Source organism: Leptolyngbya iicbica LK (genome assembly GCF_004212215.1).
Classification (GTDB): domain Bacteria; phylum Cyanobacteriota; class Cyanobacteriia; order Phormidesmidales; family Phormidesmidaceae; genus Halomicronema; species Halomicronema iicbica.
This window is the reverse complement of sequence record NZ_QVFV01000005.1, coordinates 103,071-123,576: the sequence shown is the minus strand read 5'-3', so window position 1 is coordinate 123,576 and position 20,506 is coordinate 103,071. Positions and strand designations below refer to the sequence as shown.

Genomic DNA, 20,506 nt, shown 5'->3' with positions numbered 1-20,506 from the left:
CGTGATGCTACACCCAGAGGTCTCTTGTAGACTTCTGGATTTCTTGATGGATGGTGCAAAATCCCCCTTCATCTCTACCGTTACTGAGCTTAGCTGAGGCTCTAAAGCGTGGGTATTAAGGCTTATGAAAAGCCGCGTACGCCCGGACTTTATGATGATGGCGTCGAAATTGTCTTATCAGGGAAAAATTGCATGACTGCCCCTCGCTTTACGATGTCCCTGGGGTTCGCCTCGACCCTGATGGGTATCGCGTCGTTGACCTTGATGATGGACGAGGCAGGGGCGCAACTCATTCCCGACGACACTTTGGGAGCGGAAAATTCGACGGTGGGGGTGGGGGCGATCGAGGGGCTGCCTACCACGCTGATTGAGGGCGGCGCGATTCGGGAGAGCAACCTTTTCCATAGCTTTCTGGAATTCAATGTGGGGGATGGGCAGGCGATTTACTTTGCCAATCCGCTGGGCATTGAGTCGATTCTCAGTCGCGTCACGGGGGGCAACCCGTCGAATATCTTCGGCACGTTGGGGGTGGCGGGCACTGCGGATCTGTTTCTAGTGAATCCCAACGGCATTGTGTTTGGGGAGAACGCGACGCTGGATATTCCCGGCTCGTTTTATGGCACAACGGCGGATGCGATTCTCTTGGGCGACGAAGGACTATTTAGCGCCACCGACCCGGAGCAGAGTACGTTGCTGACGGTGCGCCCGGAGGTGTCGTTTTTCAACTATCTGACTGCGGCGTCGGGGGATATTGAGAGTCGGGGGGCGTTGGCGGCGGGGGAGAATCTGACTCTGGCGGGGAATCGGCTCGAGTTGCAGGGACAGGTGGCGGCGGGGGCTGACTTGACGTTGCTGGGCCGGGAGGTGGTGCAGATTCGTGATTCGGCGGACGTGCCGTTCATTGGGTTTGCGGGGGGCGATCTGCTGGTGCAGGGCAATGAGCAAGTTGATATTGTGGCGCTGAGCCATCCTGATAGTGGGTTGTATAGCTATGGGGATATGGTGCTCAGGTCTGCGAATCCCGTCGGCGGTGATGCCCACTACTGGAGTGCGGGCAGTTTTCGCGTCGAAACCCTGGACGGCAAAATCGGCGATCTCTTCAGTCCCGTTGATCCCATCATTCGCACCGCTGGCGATGTGGTGATTGATGAATACGAGGGGTCATCGCTGCACATTTTGGCGGGTGGCTCTGTTGACCTGGGGACAGCGACGATTACCGCTCCTGATGCCGGAGAGCTAAACATCGACTTTTTGCGAGAGGATATCACGCTGTCTGATGGCACCCTAGTGCAGATCGATGGCGGTGCTCAGCCGACGTTAGATGTACGGGCAGGAGTCTCACCGGAAGCGCTGGGAGAACCGCCCCTCCAACTATTGACAGGCTTTAACAACAATACGGATAACTTTAGGGGGAATGCGTTTGTCACTGGGGAACCTTCAAACGCTGACGTTACTATCGGCGATGTGTTCATGGCAGCTCCCAGCGGTTTGGTGCTGTTAACGACTCAATACCAGCCAAATACCAACATAGCGGGGGGGAGTATTTGGGTTACCGGAGAAGGTTCTCGCGGCATTGGTATCAGAACCTGGGGTGGATTGTTGGGGCCAGGAGGGGCGGTGTATGTCGATGCCCGAGATCATGTTGTGGTTACTAATAGCCTGATCGACACCCAAAGTTTTTTGGGTGCAGGTGATGTGGTAATCAATGCAGGTGATACGGTTCGATTTGAACGGCAAAATCGTTTTACTGGGGTATCCGTAGCAGGTGCAGTGGGATCTGGGGGAGACATTCGCGTTACGGCGACTGACCTAGAAGTGATCAATGGGGCAAGCCTAAGTAGCAACACCTTTTTCAGGGCAAATGCAGGAAATATAGTGATTGAGTCCCGTGACACAGTTGTCTTTGACGGGGGCAGTTATGCCTTTAGCGGCGTCTCCTCTAGGGCAGCAGGGATATCTGAAGCATCAGGATCCGGGGGCAATGTGGCAATTCGGACCGGATCCTTGGCAGTAATCAATGGATCACGACTGGTTGCCAGCACCGGAGGCAGGGGGAATGCGGGCAATGTGGTGATTGAAACAAATGATTTAAAGATTACCAGCGGAGGCTTTATCAGCACTGATTCTTTAGAAGACAGTACTGGTAATGGCGGTGATATTTCGATTAATTCTCGTAATTCTGTTGAAATCAGTGGGGTTTCACTGGCAGATCTGAACGCTGGTGATGTACCGGATGCTAGTGGACTATTCGCTCAGACAAGAGGATTTGGGAGAGCTGGAGATATTTCACTGTCTACCGGGCAACTAATTGTTAGAGATGGTGGAGCAATTTCGACAGAAACAGATGGTTTCGGAAATGGCGGCGACCTCGTCATAATCGCTGATGAAGTTTTGGTTTCTGGTGGTTCTCCCGATCAATCTTTTTCAAGTAGTATAAACGCATCAGCTGAGAGGAATTCAGTTGGGAATGCGGGAGATGTCAATATTGCTACTCGTCAGTTAATTGCTGAAGATGGTGGCTTTATTGCGTCCTCTGCTGGAGTCAATAGCTTTGGAAATGCTGGCGATGTCATTATTGAAGCGTCTGAACTGATCGAACTTAGAAGAAGAACATTAGACGGGGATAACCCTACTAGCATCTCAGTAGCAGTTGAAGATGGAGGCAGGGGCAACTCAGGTGATCTCAGTATCAGCACAGGAGATCTATTTTTAATCGATGGGGGAAGTTTACTAGCTCAAAACTTGGGTAGTGGCGAGGGAGGTTCTATTAATGTTGATGTAAGCAACTTAGCAAGAATTATCTCAGGGAATGGAGGTATTAGCTTAATCAATGCAACGGTAGGCCCAGCTGCTAGTGGTCAGCCAAGCAACATATCGTTAGAAACTCAAAGACTTGAGTTGTTAGACGGAGGACAAATTGTTACAAGTACTTTTGGTGAGGTAGATGCTGGTAATATCCTGATTTCTGCAACAGAATCTATAGGCATCAGAGGATTTTCTCAAGATGGAAACTTCTCAAGTGGTATCTTTGCTAGGAGTTTATTCTCGTTTGACGAGTCTGCTGACCAGTTCGGAAATGTAGAGTTTTTAGTATCGGAGGCAACTGGGAGTGGCGGCGATATACAGATCAATTCAAATGCTCTAAATATTAGTAACAGAGGGGAAATTGGGACAGATAGCTTCGGCTCTGCTGATGCAGGTGATCTTGTGATCAATTTAGGCTCGCTTACTTTAGAAGATGGAAATATTTCTACTATTTCTGCTCAAGGATCGGGTGGTAATATCACTGTAAGTGCTGATGAAATTACACTTTTCGGAGATAGTGATATCTCAACATTTGTCCCCTTAGGTGCAGGATTTGGGGGAAATATAATTCTTTCAGCCGACCTTATCATAGCTTTGGATGACAGCGATATCCTTGCATTTGCACCTGAAGGGAGTGGAGGTAATATTATTCTTGACACCCCCGCCTTCTTTGGCGAAAACTACGTCCCGGGCAGCCCACCACCGTTTGATTTGAATAACCGAGTTGATATCAATGCAACTGGTCGCTTGTCGTCAGGCAACATATCTGTGCCAGATGTCAGCGTGATTGAAAACAGTCTGAATGAGTTGTCCGGTGATTTGGTAGATACCGCTACGCTGACTGCCGGGAGCTGCATTGCCCGCAGCGATGACACCGAGGGCTCCTTTGTTGTCACCGGAGCCGAGGGCCTGCCCCAGCGTCCAGACGGTGACTCCGTGTCGGCCTTTCCCACGGGCGAGGTGCGAGCATTGTCCGACGCCCCTGCCGCGACGATCCGAGAGCCGGATGGCGTTTATCAGTTAGCGGATGGTCGCTTGGTGTTGAGCGTGTCGTGTCGCTAGGTCGGTGTCTGATCAGGGCGATCGCGCAGCCTCATATCGCTACCCCACAGGCCCTACCAGCATCTTGCAAATACGGATGGGCAGTCTGGCCCAGACCTTGGTAGTAACCGTTATAGATGGCAATGTACATGAGCCGGAAATCGCTGTAATCATTTCGCAGATCATTCACCAGGCACTGACAATTGGCAGTCGGATAGCCCACATCCGTACACCCCGAATACAGTGACGCTAAGATCGCCATCGCATATTCAGCCTGCACATCTGGCGGCAACTGAGCCGCCGCGTCGTACAGCGCCCGATAATCGGCCTCCGTCATCGTTGCCCCACCGCCACTTGCAGCGCCCGCTGTAGAGCCACCCGTGACATTAGGCCCCTGATAACCAGGCAACTCCCAATAGTTGCAGCCATCGTAGGTATCCAGAGGGCAGAACGCTTCAGCAGACTGCACTTTAGCGACAACTACTCCGAGAATTAGGGGGATCGATATGGCCAGTAGCTTTTTCACAATTGCCTCCACACATCAAGGATTTTCCTTATGCTAGGGCGATCACGAGCGCCAGAATTTCCGGCTCAGACCAATTAGATTGCCGCTTCCAGCAAAATCGGCAGGGCTGATCGCAGCACTCCTAACAGAATGATGGAATCACCTAGGGAAACCAGAATGGCGTGAGTAGAGATCGCTAACCAGGTACTCTACATGCGTTGAGTCAAAGACGGCAAAATCAAAAAGAGTGGCAAATCGGCGTGGCAGTCGAAACGACTGTTTGAAGGTCCTCTAGGTTGGTATTGACGCCATACATAACTCGATACGATTTCCGCCGGGATGGCGATTGTCGGCACTATTACTCAGGCAGACTATGTCAACCTCAATGGCATCTCCGCTGTAACTGGGCATAGAAAATGACTTGCACAACGGCAGATCTCTATCTACAGCGATCGCGGCAATAACTAAAAATTTTTGTGTTGAGTAGAACAATAGCTACTTTCCTCATTATTAACTTCCCGCTAAGCTAACGAAACAAAATTGCTTAAGATCACCCGTCTCTTAATCCTAATCTTGTAGGGGTTTAGAAACAGCTGCAGCGCCCTGTTTGACAAAGAAGAAACGTTCAATGGCAGTGGCCAATACGTTGACACCTGGNNNGTCAACTTAGTCTATACAATCACCGCTAGCTTCTGCTAAACGAGGTGTCTGCGATTCTCTGATAGGCTCGTACAAAACCCCTACAGGATTAGCTCTTAATCAAGACATGAACGACACTTCAGGGATAGATGTTCGCAAAGCCCCTCAAACATTACCAGCCAAACTACGACAACGATGCGGTGCTCTGCTGAGCATTGCATCACCACTTTTGATTCATGGCGTGGCGATCGCCCAACCGATACCCGACAACAGCTTGGGTGACGAAAGCTCCCTCGTGACTGGCGATGTCATGAATGGCTTGCCCGCTTTCTTGATTGAAGGGGGGGCACAGCGATCGCAAAATCTCTTCCATAGTTTTTTAGAGTTCGGCATTGAGAATGGGCAACAGGTTTATTTTGCCGATCCGCTGGGCGTCGAGAACATCTTTTCCCGCGTGACAGGAGATCAAGCTTCGATTATTGATGGGCTATTGGGCATTGCGGGCACTGCCGACCTGTATTTCTTGAATCCGAATGGGGTGATGTTTGGCCCTGACGCCAGTTTAGACATTGCCGGGTCGCTGTTTGTCAGCACTGCTGATAATTTCACCTTTGCCGACGGCACGACCTATGCCGCCAATCCTGAAGCGGGCGATTCGATTTTGACGGTCAGCATTCCCCTGGGCTTGCAGACAGGGGTACCGCCCCAGGGCGAGATTCGGAATGCGGCGAATTTGCAACTGCCTGCTGGCGAGTCATTGACCCTATTGGGCAATCAGGTGGAGCAGACTGGGGCGATCGCCGTTCCCGCTGGAACCGTGCGACTGCTGGGCGATCGCGTACGCCTGACTGATACCGCTGACTTAGATGTCTCTGGCGAGCGGGGCGGGGGGCTGATGCAAATCGGAGGCGATTTTCAAGGCCAGGGAACCGTGCCGACTGCGAGCCAAACCCAGGTCGCAGCGGGGGGCACCTTGCGGGCCGATGCGATCGCCCAAGGTGACGGCGGCACCATTATCGTCTGGGCTGATGACACCACTGAATTCGCCGGATTTGCCAGCGCTCGGGGCGGAGAGTTGGCTGGCGATGGCGGTTTGATCGAAGTATCCGGTGCAGCCACCCTGAGCTATACCGGACAAGCCGATGCCAGTGCGCCCGTGGGGACTGTGGGAACATTGCTGCTCGACCCCACTGATATTGTGGTAAACATTCCCGAAGCGATCGCCATTAGTGGGTCTTTGGCAAACGTCCTGCTGCAGGCGGATCGCGACATTACGTTCAACGCCAATATTGCGCTCACAGCTCCAGGGGTGGGGCTCACCGCAGAAGCTGGACGAGACATCAATATTAATCGGGCGATCGAGGCGCGGGGCACGGGAGATCTGCGCTTCGTCGCTGGACGCAACATTAATTACAGCAACGTCACGGCCTTTACTTGGAGCTACGGTGGCGACATTGACCTCATCGCAGATGGCACCATCTCGCTACTGGACGCTAGCCAAGCCGATACAGCTCCTTTCACTGGTGATAGCGGCGATCTGACTGTCACAGCGACTAATCTCATTCTGACGGATGGGGCACAGCTCAAAACTGGGCCTTTTTTTGACGGGGCTGGCGGCGATATTGCGGTCAATGTCAGTGACACGGTCAGCATTTCCGGTGTGGGTACCGACAACTCGTTTAACTTTGGTCAGTCTGGTTTCATCAGTCGTAGTTTGGTCAATTTCAGTACGGGCACGAGTGGCGACATTGAGGTGAATGCTCCCAACTTGTTGTTGTTTGATGGGGGGGCAATCTCAGCGGAAAACATTAACGGCCAGCCAGGCGGGGATATCACGGTCAATGCCCCGAATCAGATTCAACTCCTTGGCGAATCGGCAGCGGCCCCTGGTTTTCGCAGCAGCATTTCAGCCTCAACGAACGCGGGCGGAAATGGCGGTAACGTGACGCTCGCCACTAATCGCCTCTCAATGACGGATGGCGCATTTGTCGGGGCTAGCGCGTTAGGACTATTTGGCAATGGCGGCACGATTGACGTCACCGCCCATGACATTAGCATTAGCGGCACATCCCAGGCGGGCGAAACGAGTGGCTTCCTGAATCGCACCCTGGGATTTGGCAATGCCGGAGACCTCACCATTCGTCAGGCTAAGGACGTCAGCATTCGTGATGGGGGTTCAATTGACCTCTCGGCACAGCTTTTTGGCCGTAGCGGCACACTCAATTTAGAGACAGAAGACCTGACCTTAGATCGAGGGTCAGTCCTGGTGAATAGCATTTTTGGCGATGCGGGGCAAGTCAATGTCAATGCTTCGGGCACCTTTTTGGTAACTAACGACAGTGTATTTTCGGGAGATATTTTTGCTGCCGGTAACGGGAGTGTTTTTGATATCCGGGCTAATGATTTGGTTGTAAATAACCGCAGCTTTATTTCCACAGCGACGTTTGGCGCGGGCGGGGGCAGCAATTTATCGATTCGAGCAAACACGGTTGAAGTTGCCAACAACGGTTTCATCAGCACCGGTACGTTAGTCGGGACTGGCGACGGCGGTAACTTATCGGTGCGAGCGGATCGGGTCTTAGTGGATCGCGGCCTGATTGAAGCCAACTCTTTTGGGGATGGCAATGCAGGCGCAGTCTTTGTGGAAGCCAACGATCTGACAATTCGTAATCAGGGCGAAGTTGCGGCCAGAGGCTTTTTAGAAACCTCGGGAACGGGGGACATCACCATTAATGCACGCACCGTGCAGCTTGAAGATGAGGGCAAAATTATCGTTTCCGCGCCTTCAACGAACGGCGGTAACATTTTTCTGACTGCCCGCGATCGCCTCATCCTCCGTCGTCAATCGCTGATCTCTGCCAATGCGGGCGATCCTCTCGGGCTAATTGTGCCGCCCCCCGGCACGGGCAACGGCGGCAACATCACCATCAACACCCCGTTCATCATTGCGATACCGGGGGAGAATAGCGACATTACGGCCAGTGCCTCGCTAGGCAACGGCGGCAACGTCAGCATTACGGCACGGGCGCTATTTGGCATTGAGTTTCGCGATCGCCTCACCCCCCTCAGCGACATTACCGCCACCTCTGACTTTGGCCTCAACGGCACGGTCAACATCGCCACGGCTGATACTACCGCCATTGAAAACAACCTGTCAGAACTCCCCGATTTGCCTTTGAGTACCGACTTGCTGGTGGCGGGCAGTTGCCTAGTCGCTGATGGCACGGCGGATGGCAGCTTTATCGTCACCGGGGCAGATGGATTGCCGACGAATCCCAGCACGGGGGCGATCGCGACCTTCCCCACCAACACCGTCCGCAACATCGAGGAACCGGAACCAGCTGCCTGGCAGCCCGGCGACCCCATCCAAGAACCCTCTGGTGTCTATCAACTCAGTAACGGTCGCCTCGTGCTCAGCCACGAATGTGGAGAACGTTAATCTTGCTGAGCTCTAGATGAAATTGCAGGGCACTCAAGCGGTTTTAACTATCAGTGCTACAGTCAAGGGCGGAACTGCGCTAACCCCTGCCACCATGACCGCCACTTTGATCCGCTGCCTGCTCTCTCTATCTGGAGCCGTGGTGCTAGGTTGGCTGACTCCCATCCATGCCCAAATCACCCCCGATTCGACCTTGGGCACTGAAAGTTCTCAATTCACTCCTGATGCCGTCTTGCAGGGAGAACTTACTGATCTGATTGAAGGCGGTGCAGCACGAGGCGGCAACCTCTTCCATAGTTTTGAGCAGTTCAATATCGCGGATGGTCAGCGCGTCTTCTTTGCCAATCCCCTGGGCATTGAAAACATCCTCAGCCGCGTCACCGGCGGCGACCCCTCCAATATTTTCGGCACCCTCGGCGTCGACGGCCCCGCCAATCTCTTTTTCATGAACCCCAACGGCATCGTCTTTGGCCTCGATGTCACATTGGATATCCCCGGTTCATTTCACGCGACGACCGCCGATGCAATTCCCCTTGGCAATGTTGGAATTTTCAGCGCGACGGCACCAGAGCAAAGCACATTACTGACGGTCGATCCCAGCATCTTTTTCACCAGTTACTTGAATGCAGATTCGGGCGACATCAGTAATCGAGGGCAACTAGCCGCGAATGGTGACCTGACCCTGGCGGCGAACACCTTAGATTTAGTTGGCCAGGTAGCAGCAGGCGGTAACTTAACGCTGCTGGGTCTCGATACGGTACAAATTCGCGATGTCGCCGACGCCCCATTCATCGGCTTTTCCGGAGCGGATCTACTGGTGCAGGGCAACGAGCGGGTCGATATTGTGGCATTGAATCATCCAGATAGCGCTCTATCCAGCTATGGGAACCTGCTGCTCAGGTCCGCTAACCCCGTTGCGGGTGATGCGGCCTTCTGGAGTGGCGGTAGCTTTCGCGTAGAGACTTTGGCTGGCGAGATCGGTGATCTCTATAGCCCGATCGATCCCATCATTCGATCGCGGGGCGATGTAGAAATTGGCCTGTATTCGGGCGGATCGCTACATATCGTAGCGGGGGGCTCGGTCTCACTCAATACGATTGGCATTATCACCCCCGATCCGGGCACAGCAGGAATCGACTTTTTGCAAGAAACGATTACCCTGACTGATGGCACTGTGGTCGAGATCGACGGTGGTGCACAGCCCACGCTGGACGTGCGAGCTGGGGTGGCTCCTGCCGCCGTAGGCACTATCCCGATTCCCAATCCGCCCGGCTTTTTTCCTGCTCTGGGGTTACAGATTGGCGATCAGCCCGCCAGTGCAGATATTGATGTGGCGTATATCAACATGGCGGGAGCCAATGGTCAGATCTTGTTGACCAATCAATATGCGCCCAATCCAGCCCTGACAGGAGATATCACGATCGCGGGCCGCAGCACATTCCTAGGCCAGTCCGGCATTTTTGCGTCTCCCCAACTTGCTCTGCTGGGTACGGAGCCCGGCGATGTGTATATCGATTCGCGGGGTGATGTTCAGCTTGTGGATAGCACCATTCAATCCTCAGGGGTGGGGGGTGCTGGCAATATTGTGGTAAACGCAGCTGACACAATTCGACTAGAGCAGACCACTGGTACTGCCACCATTGTGGCCAACTTGAATCCAGGTCGAACTGGTGTAGGCGGCAACATTCGCCTGACGGGCACTAATCTAGAACTGCTTAACGGCGCTCAAATCCAGGCCGCAACGTTGGGCGCTGGGAATGCGGGCGACATTGTGATCACTGTGCGCGATCGCGCCCGTTTTGAGGAGAGCACCGTGGCCAACTCCGTTGCTGGTGGTGGGGTCGGTCAGGGCGGCGATATTCAAATTACGGCGGGCACCGTGGAACTGCAGGATGGGGCCTCGTTAATCAGCCGGGCCTTTGGCAGAGGAAATGCGGGCAATATCACCGTGACGGCCCGCGATCGCGTGAGTTTTGACAATACCAGTTCGGCCAGCAGCCGAGTGGGCAATGGCGCAACTGGCGATGGGGGCAATATCACCATCACCGCGAATGCCTTAGAAGTGACACGCGGCTCTCAGCTCATTGCGATCACTAACGGCAATGGTGATGCGGGCAACGTCACGATCAACGTCAACGAATCAGCGGTATTTCGGCAGCGCAGCCCCGATGGGGCATTTACGAGCTCAGTTTTTACCCAAGTTGACAATAATGGCGTCGGCAACGCAGGCGAGATTGAAATCACTGCCAACGTCATCGAAGTTGACGATGGCGCTCAACTCATTTCAGGTACCGAAGGGGATGGCGACGCCGAGAATGTGATCATCACGGCTCGCGAGTCGATTCTGCTCGACAATACCAGCGGCAGTTCCCAAAATCGCAGCGGCATTTTTGGCTCCGTTGAATCTACGGCTGTCGGCAATGGCGGTGACGTCAGCATTACCACTGGCAACCTCACCCTGCGCAATGGCGCTCAGGTGCAAACCAGCACCCGGGGCAACGGCAGTGCTGGAGACGTTGTGCTGAGAGTGGCGGATGCCGTCTTGGTGGATGGCACCAGCACCGATAGCCAGGTTGCCAGTGGCATCCTCAGTGAAGTGGGCGTAAGCGCTGTCGGTGAAGGCGGTGATATTGACGTGATCACGCGATCGCTGACCGCGCGTAACGGCGGTAACCTCTCCGCCCGCACAGCGGGGAATGGCAATGCGGGCACAATTAAGGTCACGGCTGGGGAGCGGGTCGTTTTACAGGGAGCTAGCACCTTTGGCCAACCCACAACGATCGCGACTGGCAACGAGCCGACCGCGATCGGACGGGGCAACACGGTTCGCATCACGGCACCAAGTTTGCAGATCTTAGACGGTGCCGTGATTGAAGCCAGCACCAGCAACGCCCAACCTGGCGGCGCAATTGTGCTCGATCTCAACGAACTGGCGATTTTCGACGGCGGCCAGGTGGTGTCGAGCAGTGCGGGCGCGGGCACGGCAGGCAATATCCAGCTCGATGCCAATAGCGGCATCCAGATTACCGGCAGTAATCCGAATTTTGGGCAACAGCTCGCCCGTAATCCAGCCATTAGCGATCGCCTGTCTGCCAACAGTCGGCTCTCAGTACAATCAGACGCGGCTGGGGCGGCTGGCAACATTATGATTGGGGCCAGGGGCACAACTCCAACCATTTTTTTAGATCAGAGCGGTCAAATTATTGCTGAGTCAGCAGCGGTGGATGGAGGCAACATCACGTTGAATTTGACCGAGTTGCTGCTGCTGCGCAACAACAGCTTGATTTCTGCCTCAGCGGGTACGGCTCAAGCGCCCGGTAACGGCGGCAATATTACTATCAACGTGCCGTTCATCATCGCTATTCCCGAAGAGAATAGCGACATTGCGGCAGATGCGTTTGAGGGCACTGGGGGCAACGTCAACATCACTGCTCGGGGCATTTTTGGCATCGAACCCCGACCTCAGAGAACCCCCCTAAGCGACATCACCGCCAGTTCTGAATTGGGTATCAACGGCACGGTTAGCCTCACGGTGTTAGATACCGGCTTCATCGAAAATAATCTGTCTGACTTTGACGAAAATATCGTGGATACGGCTGCCCTCACAGCCGGTAGTTGCATTGCTCGTACCGACAACGCTACTGGCTCCTTTGTGGTGACGGGAGGCGAGGGACTGCCCCAGCGACCGGGGGGCGACAACATTGCCGTGTATCCCACCGGCACAGTGCAGACGGTACCGGAACCGACGCCAGCCGCTTTTTTACAAGAGCCTCAAAGCGTCTACCGTCTGGCCGATGGTCGGCTGGTACTCAGCCACGAGTGTGAGTAGGTTTGATGGCCCGGCTACCCCATCAAAGTCGAGCCGATGGTTAGCGCGGTTGTCAAAGCAGCGAGCTGAAATCAGAGCAGCGGCCCATGACGCTGGCGCGCCACTCCAAATAGTGAAAATTGCGACATCCCTAAGGCGGAGGGGACGGGTCCCTTGGTTCTAGCCCTGGCAGTATTGTCCCTGTCCCCAAAGGGACCCGTCCCCTGACGAGTTTATTTTCAGAGCAAAATTTCCTAGCTGCAATGGGTGAATTTCGCTAAGCTTAGCTACCAGATCTGCCCCCTTGGTGTGACCCAAACGAGGTCACCTCTAGACCTATGAATCGTGCGCTCTACCCTGTGCCCCTCTTGCTTGGTGCCTTGATTTATGGCGGTGCGCTACCCGTCCGTGCGCAGGTGCCCCCCGACCCCGTTGAAGAGAGTCAGCCCGGCCCCTTCGAGCCTTTACAGCCACTGCCGACGCTGCCAGAAACGCCTGACGAGCCCATTGAATTTGAAGACGAGCCGCCCCCAGTTCCTGAACTCGAAAATGTGCCGCCCGTCTCCTTTTTTGTCGAAACCATCCAGGTTGAAGGCAATACCCTTTTTCAGACCGAAATTGACGACCTCACCAGTCAGTTAGAAGGGCGAGAAGTCACCCTCGAAGAACTGTTGCAACTGCGCACTGACATCACCGATCTGTACGTCCGCAACGGCTACATTTCCTCCGGGGCCTTTGTGCCCACCAACCAAGCCTTAGACGATGGCGTGGTCCAGATTCAAGTCATCGAAGGCTCCGTGGATCAGATTCAAATCAACGGCCTCGATCACTTGCGAGATAGTTACGTGCGCGATCGCGTCTCCTTGGGTACGGGCACTCCCCTAAATGTCAGACGGCTAGAAGAAGCGCTACAGCTCTTGCAAGTCAACCCGCTGCTCGCCACGGTGGATGCCGAACTCACCGCGGGCAGCGGCCCCGGCGAAAATAACCTGATTCTGGATTTAGCTGAAGCGAATCCCTTCTTCGCTAACTTTGGCGTCGATAACGCCCGCGCCCCCAGTATTGGGTCTTATCAAGGGTCAATCAGCTTGAGTAACGGCAACGTGTTGGGCTTTGGCGATCGCCTGTCTGCCGGTTACGACCTCACCGAGGGGCTCAACACCTACGACATTAACTATGCCTTTCCCGTCAATGGCCTCGACGGGACGCTTTCCGTCGGGTATGAAACGGCCGAAAGCAACATTGTGGATGAGCAATTTCGCGCGGCGGGCATCCGTAGCACTAGCGAGACTCTGTCCTTCAATTTTCGGCAACCGCTCAACCGCTCCCTCACCAACGAGTTTGCCCTGAGCCTCGGGTTTGATTTGCGCGAGAGCCGCAGCTTTATTTTAGACGACATTCCTTTCTCCTTTTCTGTCGGGCCAGAGGCGGGTGTGTCACGGGTGCGGGCCATTCGGTTTGGGCAAGAATGGGTCAATCGGGATGTGAACTCAGTGCTGGCCGCGCGATCGCAATTCAGCCTCGGCCTCAATGTTTTCAATGCCACCGTCAACGATACTGGCACCGATGGTCGCTTCTTCTCTTGGCTTGGGCAGTTCCAATGGGTCGAGCAGTTTTCTCCCGGCAACCTGCTGGTCACCCGCCTCAACGCGCAACTCACCGCCGACTCGCTACTACCGCTAGAACGGTTTAGCATCGGCGGCGTTGATACCGTGCGCGGCTACGCCCAAAACCAACTCGTGACCGACAACGCCATTACCGCCTCTACCGAGTTTCGCTTCCCCATTGCTGATGGCTTGCAGTTGACCCCCTTTGTCGAAGCCGGTGGCGGGTGGAACAATGACACCCCCGATCCTGACCCGGCCTTTTTGCTCGGAGCGGGTCTGGGCTTGCGGTGGCAATTTGAAGATGCGCTCAATGTGCGGCTGGACTATGGCGTCCCCCTGATTTCGCCCGGCGATCAAGGCAACTCCTTACAAGAAAATGGCTTCTACTTTTCGATCAATCTCCAGCCGTTTTGATGTCAGCTAGGTTCTGCGCTTGTCCACACCAGGTTGGCGTTAAGCACATTGTCAAGGCAAATGCATTGCCGGTTTCGGCAAACTAGATGGCCTAAATTAGCTGTCGCAGTTGGAAGAAAAATACATACCCTAGGGAAATGCTCTATGGAGTGCGTCATCCATTGAACCCTGACACACCAGATCACTCTGAACTACTGCGTTGGTGGCATCGCCATCAGGTTCGGAGCCTCAATGAGCTGTCGGACGGCATCCGTAATGGCTTACTACAGGACTTGTTTACAGTGCGGCGGCAAGTAGAATTGGCTTGTCTGAAGCCAGCCGGGGCCGCTGCATATTGCTGTGGTCAACACCTGACTGAGCTCGAAAAGATTTATACCCAACTGGAGCAGCTGAGCAGTTACTTATATTCACCCTTCTTGGAAGATTCTCTGCCCACCGCTTTGGCAGACGCTTTACAGCCTTGGCATAGCAAGCTGCCATTAAATTGTCAGTTTGCCTCTGAGTGGGAGAGCGACCTCATTGAACACAATCGCTTACTCATTGGTTTTACCCAACGCTTACTCACGCAGTTGACTCAAGCCGCCCTCTCTCCTCATCGCTGCGACCTGACGCTGAGGCAACAAGATTATACAAAACATTTGCATTATCACATTACCTATAGTGAAAGCCTGGCTCCTGAGCTGTTACAGGTATTGTCGAACCAGCTTGAGCCTTTTCTCAAAACCTTCCAAATCTTTACCAGAGGCACCTATGAGCAGAGATTGCACTCCCATGAACTCGACTGGAGACTTTGTTGGGCTGATAGTGCCCCCACCCCAGAGAACTCCCACCGAGAATTGGGGGGAACCTAGGCACCGGAGTAATGAATAAGGGCATAAGCAATGGAGCGGTCAAAGTTATTCCAATATTGTGGGCGGCTTTCGCTCAGCGTCAAAACTCACCCCGTCGCCAACAAGCTTGATGAGTCGCTACGATCCTTTAGATTGATTTTTAAATGCAGTTTTGATTTTTGCCACGATATTCGTCTTCGAGAAAAGAGATGACTTCTACCGATTATTTGAAGCTACTGGTGGTTGACGATCACGAATCCGTTCTCGGTAGCACCATCAGTGTTTTGCAGCAAACCTATCCCCAGGCCAATATTCACACGGCCATGACCGCCAAAGCAGCTAACGAAGCGCTTCAGCGGGAAGTGCCTGATTTACTCGTGATGGATTTATCTATTCCGGCAGCACCTGGAGACCCCTCTCACATTGAATCGGGGATTGATTTGTTGCGAGCCATCATGGAAACCTATCCCGAGCTCAACATTGTGGTGCAAAGTGCCCATGTGCGATCGCTGATTCGTCTCCGTCCTGTCATTGATCGGCACCAAGGGGGCTTCACCATTGCCGACAAGGGGTTACCGCTCAAGCAAATGCTCGAAAAGGTGGATTGGTCGCTGAAGGGACTGATTTATACTCCCCGTGACATGCGGACGGGGATGGAAGTTAAACCAGAGTGGCTAGAAGTCTTGCAACTAGCGTTTAAAGATGGCCTGCAAGATAAGGCGATCGCTGACCAGATGAACGTTTCTGAACGCACGGTGCGCCACTACTGGAGCAAAGTCAAAGATGTTTTGCAGGTCTATCCTGAAGACGGCAAAAATATTCGCATCCAAACCGAAATTCGGGCTCGCGAAGAGGGCCTGATCGATTAGGCCTCATCTACTACCGCCACTATGACCCAGTCGGAAAGTCCATCTCGCTGGCTAAACTTGAAAAACTATCGTTGGCTCAGACGACTTGTGCCGGGGGTGACGATTGTCACGCTCATCCTATTGGCGCGAGTGATGGGGCTGCTGGAAGTCGCCGAATGGAAAGCTCTAGATCTGTTTCTACGCTGGCGACCCGCCGAACCGAAAGATGAACGGCTGTTGATTGTCGGTATTAACGAACAAGATATTCAGCAAACTGGGCAGTATCCCATTCCCGATGGTGAGTTGGCTGCCCTCATCACCGCGCTCAATCAACACGAACCGCGAGTTATTGGCGTTGACCTCTACCGCGGACTGCCGATTGAACCCGGTAATGCCGCGTTGACTGAAGTATTTGCCACGTCACCCAACGTCATTGGCATCGAGCGCATTGCGGGCGTCGTCAGCGATGTCGCCACGCCTCCAGCGGTCTTGCCCCCAGAGCAAGTTGGCATTGTCGATTTTCCCCTCGATGCCGATGGATTTGTTCGACGGACTTATCTGGGAACCCTCCCTTCGCTAGATGCCGTTGATCCTGATCGCTTCCGATTTGCTCTGGCACTGCGGCTAGCCGAGCAATATTTGGCCCCTGAAGGGCTCACTTTGGATAATGGTTTCCGAGACCCGCTCAATATGCGGTTTGGTCAAACTGAGTTTCCCCGTTTTCAACGCACGGATGGCGGCTATGTGGATAGCGATGCTGAAGGTATTCAGATTCTCATCAATCCCCGGAGTGGTGAAACGCCATTTGACATTGTCTCGATGACCGATGTTTTGCAGGGACGAGTCGAGGCTGAGCTGATTCGCGATCGCGTCGTGCTGATTGGCGTCACGTCTCTCAGTGCCAAAGATTTGATCAATTCTGCGGCCATTAAAAGTGACAACCCGAGTCTGGTCTATGGGGTTGAGGTGCATGCCCACGTCACTAGCCAGATTCTCAGCGCCGTCTTAGCCGGGCGACCGTTGATTCGGGTTTGGTCACCCGGTTGGGAATATCTGTGGATCATGCTCTGGGGCGGTTTAGGGGTGGGTCTGCTTTACCTCAAGCTGCCTACGTTAAAACACGCGATCGCGACGGTGTTCGGCCTGGCGCTATTACTCACTCTCTGTATGGGAGCCCTTTGGGGAGCCGGATTATGGCTCTCCGTCGTGCCGCCGCTGGTGGCGTTTTCATTAGTTTCACTGCCCGGCTTCTTGCTGTATGAGACGACCTTAAGAGAGCGCATCGACGAGCGCCAACAAATTATTGAGCGTACCTACGACGCCATTCACAATGGCCCATTGCAAACGCTAGCAATCTTGCTGCAAGAACGAGACCAGTTAGAGCCTTCGGTCAGTCAGCGGTTAGAGGGACTCAATCATGAGATTCGGACGATATACGTCAACCTACTGCAAGAGTCGCTGCCCACTGCCGAAAAGCTGCAACTCAATAGTCAAAAAATAGTTGATCTGCGCAGTCCACTGTCGGAGGCCCTGTATGAAGTGTATGCCGAGACGCTCAAACGAGATTTGCCGGGGTTTGCCGCTCTTAAGCTGCACGTTATTAAGTTCGAGCCGTTAGCGACTGAGGGATTGTCGTCTGACGATCGGCGATCGCTCTGCCGCTTTTTAGAAGAAGCCCTCTGCAATGTGGGCAAGCACGCCAACCATCCCAAACGGTTAACGGTCACCTGTATGGCGACTGAGACTGAAAATGTGATTCGTGTAGCTGACAACGGCAAAAACTCTGGCCCATTTCAGCGAGAGCGAGCAGGCCACGGCACCGAACAAGCCCGCTCTCTAGCCCGTCGACTGCGAGGCCAGTTTCATCGGGCCATTACGGAAACCGGCTCCATCTGCGAGATGCGCTGGCCGTTAACTCGCACAAAATCGGTTTGGGCACAGTTACGCTTGCCAAAACTGGCAAAGCCTTCGTCATAACCGGCAACCTGATTGGCGTAAAAGCGCCTTGTGGGTTTGCCGTTGTTTACTTATGGTTGAAAACAGTAGCGGCATCTGAAGTTGCCAGCTTGAGACAATAATCGTCAATGGCGGTTTGAGGGCGCGAATTCAGTCTTTAGATTTTCACGGTTGAGTTTTTAGGTTTATATGGAGATGCGTTTCCTCATTCAAGCTTTACGAATTTTTGCTGTGAAGTATGTATAAATACTGAAACGCCTTCAGCGTTAAATTGCCCCAATCTCCAATCAGCTATGAACCATCTACCGGCGCTTCGCTCTCTGCTTTGTCTAGGCGGCACTGTCAGTTTTCTCATTGGCGGCAACTACGGGGCCATTGCCCAGCCAGAGACAGAATTTGACCCTTCGGGCTCACCAGGGCGGCCCAGCGGTCCAGTGTTGCCGGGGGGCGCAGCTACAGAGCTCCGGGTCTATCGTCCTCCTTCAGATCTCAAAAATCCGCGTGAAGACCATACGGGCGGCGGTGTGCTCGGGTGCGGCGATGAAGTGGCCGCGATCGCGCCTCGACTCAACTCGATTGGCCTAACGGCCTCAACCACCCCTACTTTTGTTTGGTATAACTTCAGCGACGACAACGATCCCATTGAGTTTCAACTCTATCGCTACGAACCCGATGGCTCATTCACTGAGATAGAGATCGCCCAGTTTGATGAGAGCCAGCAGGGCTTTATGGCCTACACGCTACCGCCTGAGGCGGCGCTGACTGAGGGTGAAACCTACCTCTGGCAAGTGGTTCTTTACTGCGACTCGGCTTTTGAGCAACCCGGACAATATACGTCGGCTGACATCGAGGTGGTTGAGTTGCCCCCCGAACTAGCCTCCAACTTGCCTACTGATGCCGTTGAGCGATCGCGAGCCTATGCGCAAGCTGGGCTCTGGTACGACGCCTTTGCCGAGGTCTATGATGCCCAGACCCCAGAAGCGATGGCCCTGCGTGAAGCTCTTTTGCTTGATCTCGCCGATCTAGAAGCACAAATGGATGGTGCAGCAAACGTTAACCTCAGTGAGCAACTACGAGAAATTGCAGACTTTTAGACTTATAGCAATGTGCAGGTTGGTCAATCACACTGCTCAAGAAATACAGTGCTGATTGGCCAGCAAACAATTTGTAATCTCCGCGAGGCGAACCATTACCATAGGCAAGACTCCACCCTGAAGTAACCCGGCAGTCCCGATGGTGCTAAACACTGCGCTTGATGCCTACCAAGCCTTTGCCCAAATTGAGCCCAGCGATCGCCACCACCGATTGCTGGGCAACTTGCGTACTGTTCTCCGTCGTTACGTGTTGCCCTACTACGGCATCCATGCCAAGGGTCGCAGCGGCCAGCTAGAGGCCGCGTTGGCGCAACTCCCCATTCCACTACTCGTCAACGACGCCAACTGGTTCCTGCAGCAACTCGAAAATCCAACATCTCCAGACGAGCAAGCCGCAAAACTTAGCCAAGGGGCGATCGCGACCTATCGAGCCACCCTCTTGCAATTCTTAGAATGGCTATATAGACAACAACCCCAGCCAGACTCCTTCCAAGAGTCATCACCGGAAAGCAGCGCCCCAACCATATGCTCTCTCAACAGCAGAACTTGTGAAGATCGCAGCTTGAGAAAAGGGCGAGATCGCGGCACTAAAACTCACGGGCTAATTTCATCGAGCCAGCTTTGGATGGCACTGAGGAGATCGGTAGAGTCGGGGTGGAAAGTTCGAATAGTGTTGCAAGCGATCGGTTGATCTGTAATCCAGCTGATGTGGACAATATCAGAGATTTGTTGGCAAACACTTACTAGTTCTAGATTTGGCTTACAGCATTTCTCACTCTAGTGAGGTGCAGTAGCAGCAATTTGTAAACCAGTTTTTAATGTCTGTCAAAGAAACTTCCTTGAATNNNGATAGAGTAAGCTTTCATCCCTGTCTCTTAGCAAATTCCAAAACATATTAAGTGTATCTCACGAGACTGGAAAAGGCTGTAGTGTCGTACAAAACGAATGCCAAATATTTCTTCTTAAGTCGAATGCGTAATGCTAAAAGCAGTTGTTCTAAGTCTCCGACATCTTTGAGTTTAGTTGGAGCTTCGTCAGGTAAAACCTGGAAAACAGTGCGATTGTAAAAACGCTTTGCAATAATATCTTCTGTCTGAGAATCAGGAATACTAAGATTTAGTCCAATCAGGCTTATTGCATTACCTACTTGAATGTGAGCCAAAACATCTGAGAGAAATCTTGATTTCGAGAACACCTGGCACTGTTCATTCCAAGCCTCGAAAAACTCTTGATAAGGCATTCGCTCAGAACACTCAAAAAGTATTTGCTCAAAACTCTTATATGTTTCTCTTTTCGTATCCCAAAGTTCTTTTGTTAGAGTGAGGTTTAGGAGAGAAACAATTTTCTTGAGGAAGTTGCCACCAAGCATTTTTGTCAATGTCCCAACGAACCAATCAGAATCGTTACAGCCTTTTCCAGTCTCGTGAGATACACTTAGTATGTTTTGGAATTTGCTAAGAGACAGGGATGAAAGCTTACTCTNNNAAAAGGCATTCAAGGAAGTTTCTTTGACAGACATT

At 53.2% G+C, this 20,506-nt stretch carries 11 protein-coding genes; 8 read left to right on the top strand and 3 right to left on the bottom strand.

All coding sequences use genetic code 11. The features are described 5' to 3' along the window. Nucleotides 1–108: 108 nt before the first annotated feature. Nucleotides 109–3,867, top strand: a complete 3,759-nt coding sequence (locus DYY88_RS18050) for a two-partner secretion domain-containing protein (RefSeq protein ID WP_130199506.1) — start codon at nucleotides 109–111, stop codon at nucleotides 3,865–3,867. A gap of 31 nt (nucleotides 3,868–3,898) precedes the next feature. Here the strand turns inward: DYY88_RS18050 and DYY88_RS18045 are convergent, their stop codons facing one another. Beyond that, nucleotides 3,899–4,372, bottom strand: a complete 474-nt coding sequence (locus DYY88_RS18045) for a hypothetical protein (protein WP_130199505.1) — start codon at nucleotides 4,370–4,372, stop codon at nucleotides 3,899–3,901. A 745-nt stretch (nucleotides 4,373–5,117) separates the two neighbouring features. Between DYY88_RS18045 and DYY88_RS18040 the strand changes: the two genes are divergently transcribed. The 7 genes from DYY88_RS18040 to DYY88_RS18010 all read left to right on the top strand — a co-directional run bounded on the left by DYY88_RS18040 (nucleotide 5,118) and on the right by DYY88_RS18010 (nucleotide 18,986). Further along, on the top strand, nucleotides 5,118–8,429 hold the full coding sequence (locus tag DYY88_RS18040; protein ID WP_084607172.1) for a two-partner secretion domain-containing protein: 3,312 nt from the start codon (nucleotides 5,118–5,120) through the stop codon (nucleotides 8,427–8,429). A 94-nt stretch (nucleotides 8,430–8,523) separates the two neighbouring features. Next, a complete protein-coding gene (locus tag DYY88_RS18035; RefSeq protein WP_130199504.1) occupies nucleotides 8,524–12,258 on the top strand; it encodes a two-partner secretion domain-containing protein in 3,735 nt (1,244 codons plus the stop codon). A 317-nt stretch (nucleotides 12,259–12,575) separates the two neighbouring features. Next, nucleotides 12,576–14,258: a ShlB/FhaC/HecB family hemolysin secretion/activation protein gene (locus DYY88_RS18030; protein ID WP_084607173.1), complete on the top strand. Its 1,683-nt coding sequence runs from the start codon at nucleotides 12,576–12,578 to the stop codon at nucleotides 14,256–14,258. A 149-nt stretch (nucleotides 14,259–14,407) separates the two neighbouring features. Continuing rightward, a complete protein-coding gene (locus tag DYY88_RS18025; protein ID WP_130199503.1) occupies nucleotides 14,408–15,109 on the top strand; it encodes a hypothetical protein in 702 nt (233 codons plus the stop codon). 188 nt (nucleotides 15,110–15,297) lie between these two features. Continuing rightward, nucleotides 15,298–15,957: a response regulator transcription factor gene (locus tag DYY88_RS18020; protein ID WP_039728997.1), complete on the top strand. Its 660-nt coding sequence runs from the start codon at nucleotides 15,298–15,300 to the stop codon at nucleotides 15,955–15,957. A gap of 21 nt (nucleotides 15,958–15,978) precedes the next feature. Next, the gene (locus tag DYY88_RS18015; protein ID WP_084607174.1) at nucleotides 15,979–17,913 is read left to right on the top strand and encodes a sensor histidine kinase; all 1,935 of its coding nucleotides are present in this window, start codon (nucleotides 15,979–15,981) and stop codon (nucleotides 17,911–17,913) included. Between the two features lie 272 nt (nucleotides 17,914–18,185). Next, nucleotides 18,186–18,986 (top strand): DUF928 domain-containing protein, encoded by an 801-nt coding sequence (locus tag DYY88_RS18010; protein WP_039728998.1) that lies wholly within the window; start codon nucleotides 18,186–18,188, stop codon nucleotides 18,984–18,986. 594 nt (nucleotides 18,987–19,580) lie between these two features. Here the strand turns inward: DYY88_RS18010 and DYY88_RS25150 are convergent. Both DYY88_RS25150 and DYY88_RS25145 read right to left on the bottom strand, forming a co-directional pair. After that, nucleotides 19,581–19,694 carry a hypothetical protein gene (locus DYY88_RS25150; protein ID WP_437438590.1) on the bottom strand — a complete coding sequence of 38 codons (114 nt, stop codon included), beginning with the start codon at nucleotides 19,692–19,694 and terminating at the stop codon, nucleotides 19,581–19,583. A 187-nt stretch (nucleotides 19,695–19,881) separates the two neighbouring features. Continuing rightward, nucleotides 19,882–20,355 (bottom strand): hypothetical protein, encoded by a 474-nt coding sequence (locus DYY88_RS25145; RefSeq protein ID WP_437438589.1) that lies wholly within the window; start codon nucleotides 20,353–20,355, stop codon nucleotides 19,882–19,884. Between the last annotated feature and the right edge of the window lie 151 nt (nucleotides 20,356–20,506).

Excerpts from the sequence above, each read along its gene's own strand:
- DYY88_RS18010 (WP_039728998.1), top strand. The coding sequence starts at position 18,186 with ATGAACCATCTACCGGCGCTTCGCTCTCTGCTTTGTCTAGGCGGCACT.
- DYY88_RS18035 (WP_130199504.1), top strand. The coding sequence starts at position 8,524 with ATGACCGCCACTTTGATCCGCTGCCTGCTCTCTCTATCTGGAGCCGTG.
- DYY88_RS18030 (WP_084607173.1), top strand. The coding sequence starts at position 12,576 with ATGAATCGTGCGCTCTACCCTGTGCCCCTCTTGCTTGGTGCCTTGATT.
- DYY88_RS18020 (WP_039728997.1), top strand. The coding sequence starts at position 15,298 with ATGACTTCTACCGATTATTTGAAGCTACTGGTGGTTGACGATCACGAA.
- DYY88_RS18015 (WP_084607174.1), top strand. The coding sequence starts at position 15,979 with ATGACCCAGTCGGAAAGTCCATCTCGCTGGCTAAACTTGAAAAACTAT.
- DYY88_RS25145 (WP_437438589.1), bottom strand. The coding sequence starts at position 20,355 with ATGCTTGGTGGCAACTTCCTCAAGAAAATTGTTTCTCTCCTAAACCTC.
- DYY88_RS18040 (WP_084607172.1), top strand. The coding sequence starts at position 5,118 with ATGAACGACACTTCAGGGATAGATGTTCGCAAAGCCCCTCAAACATTA.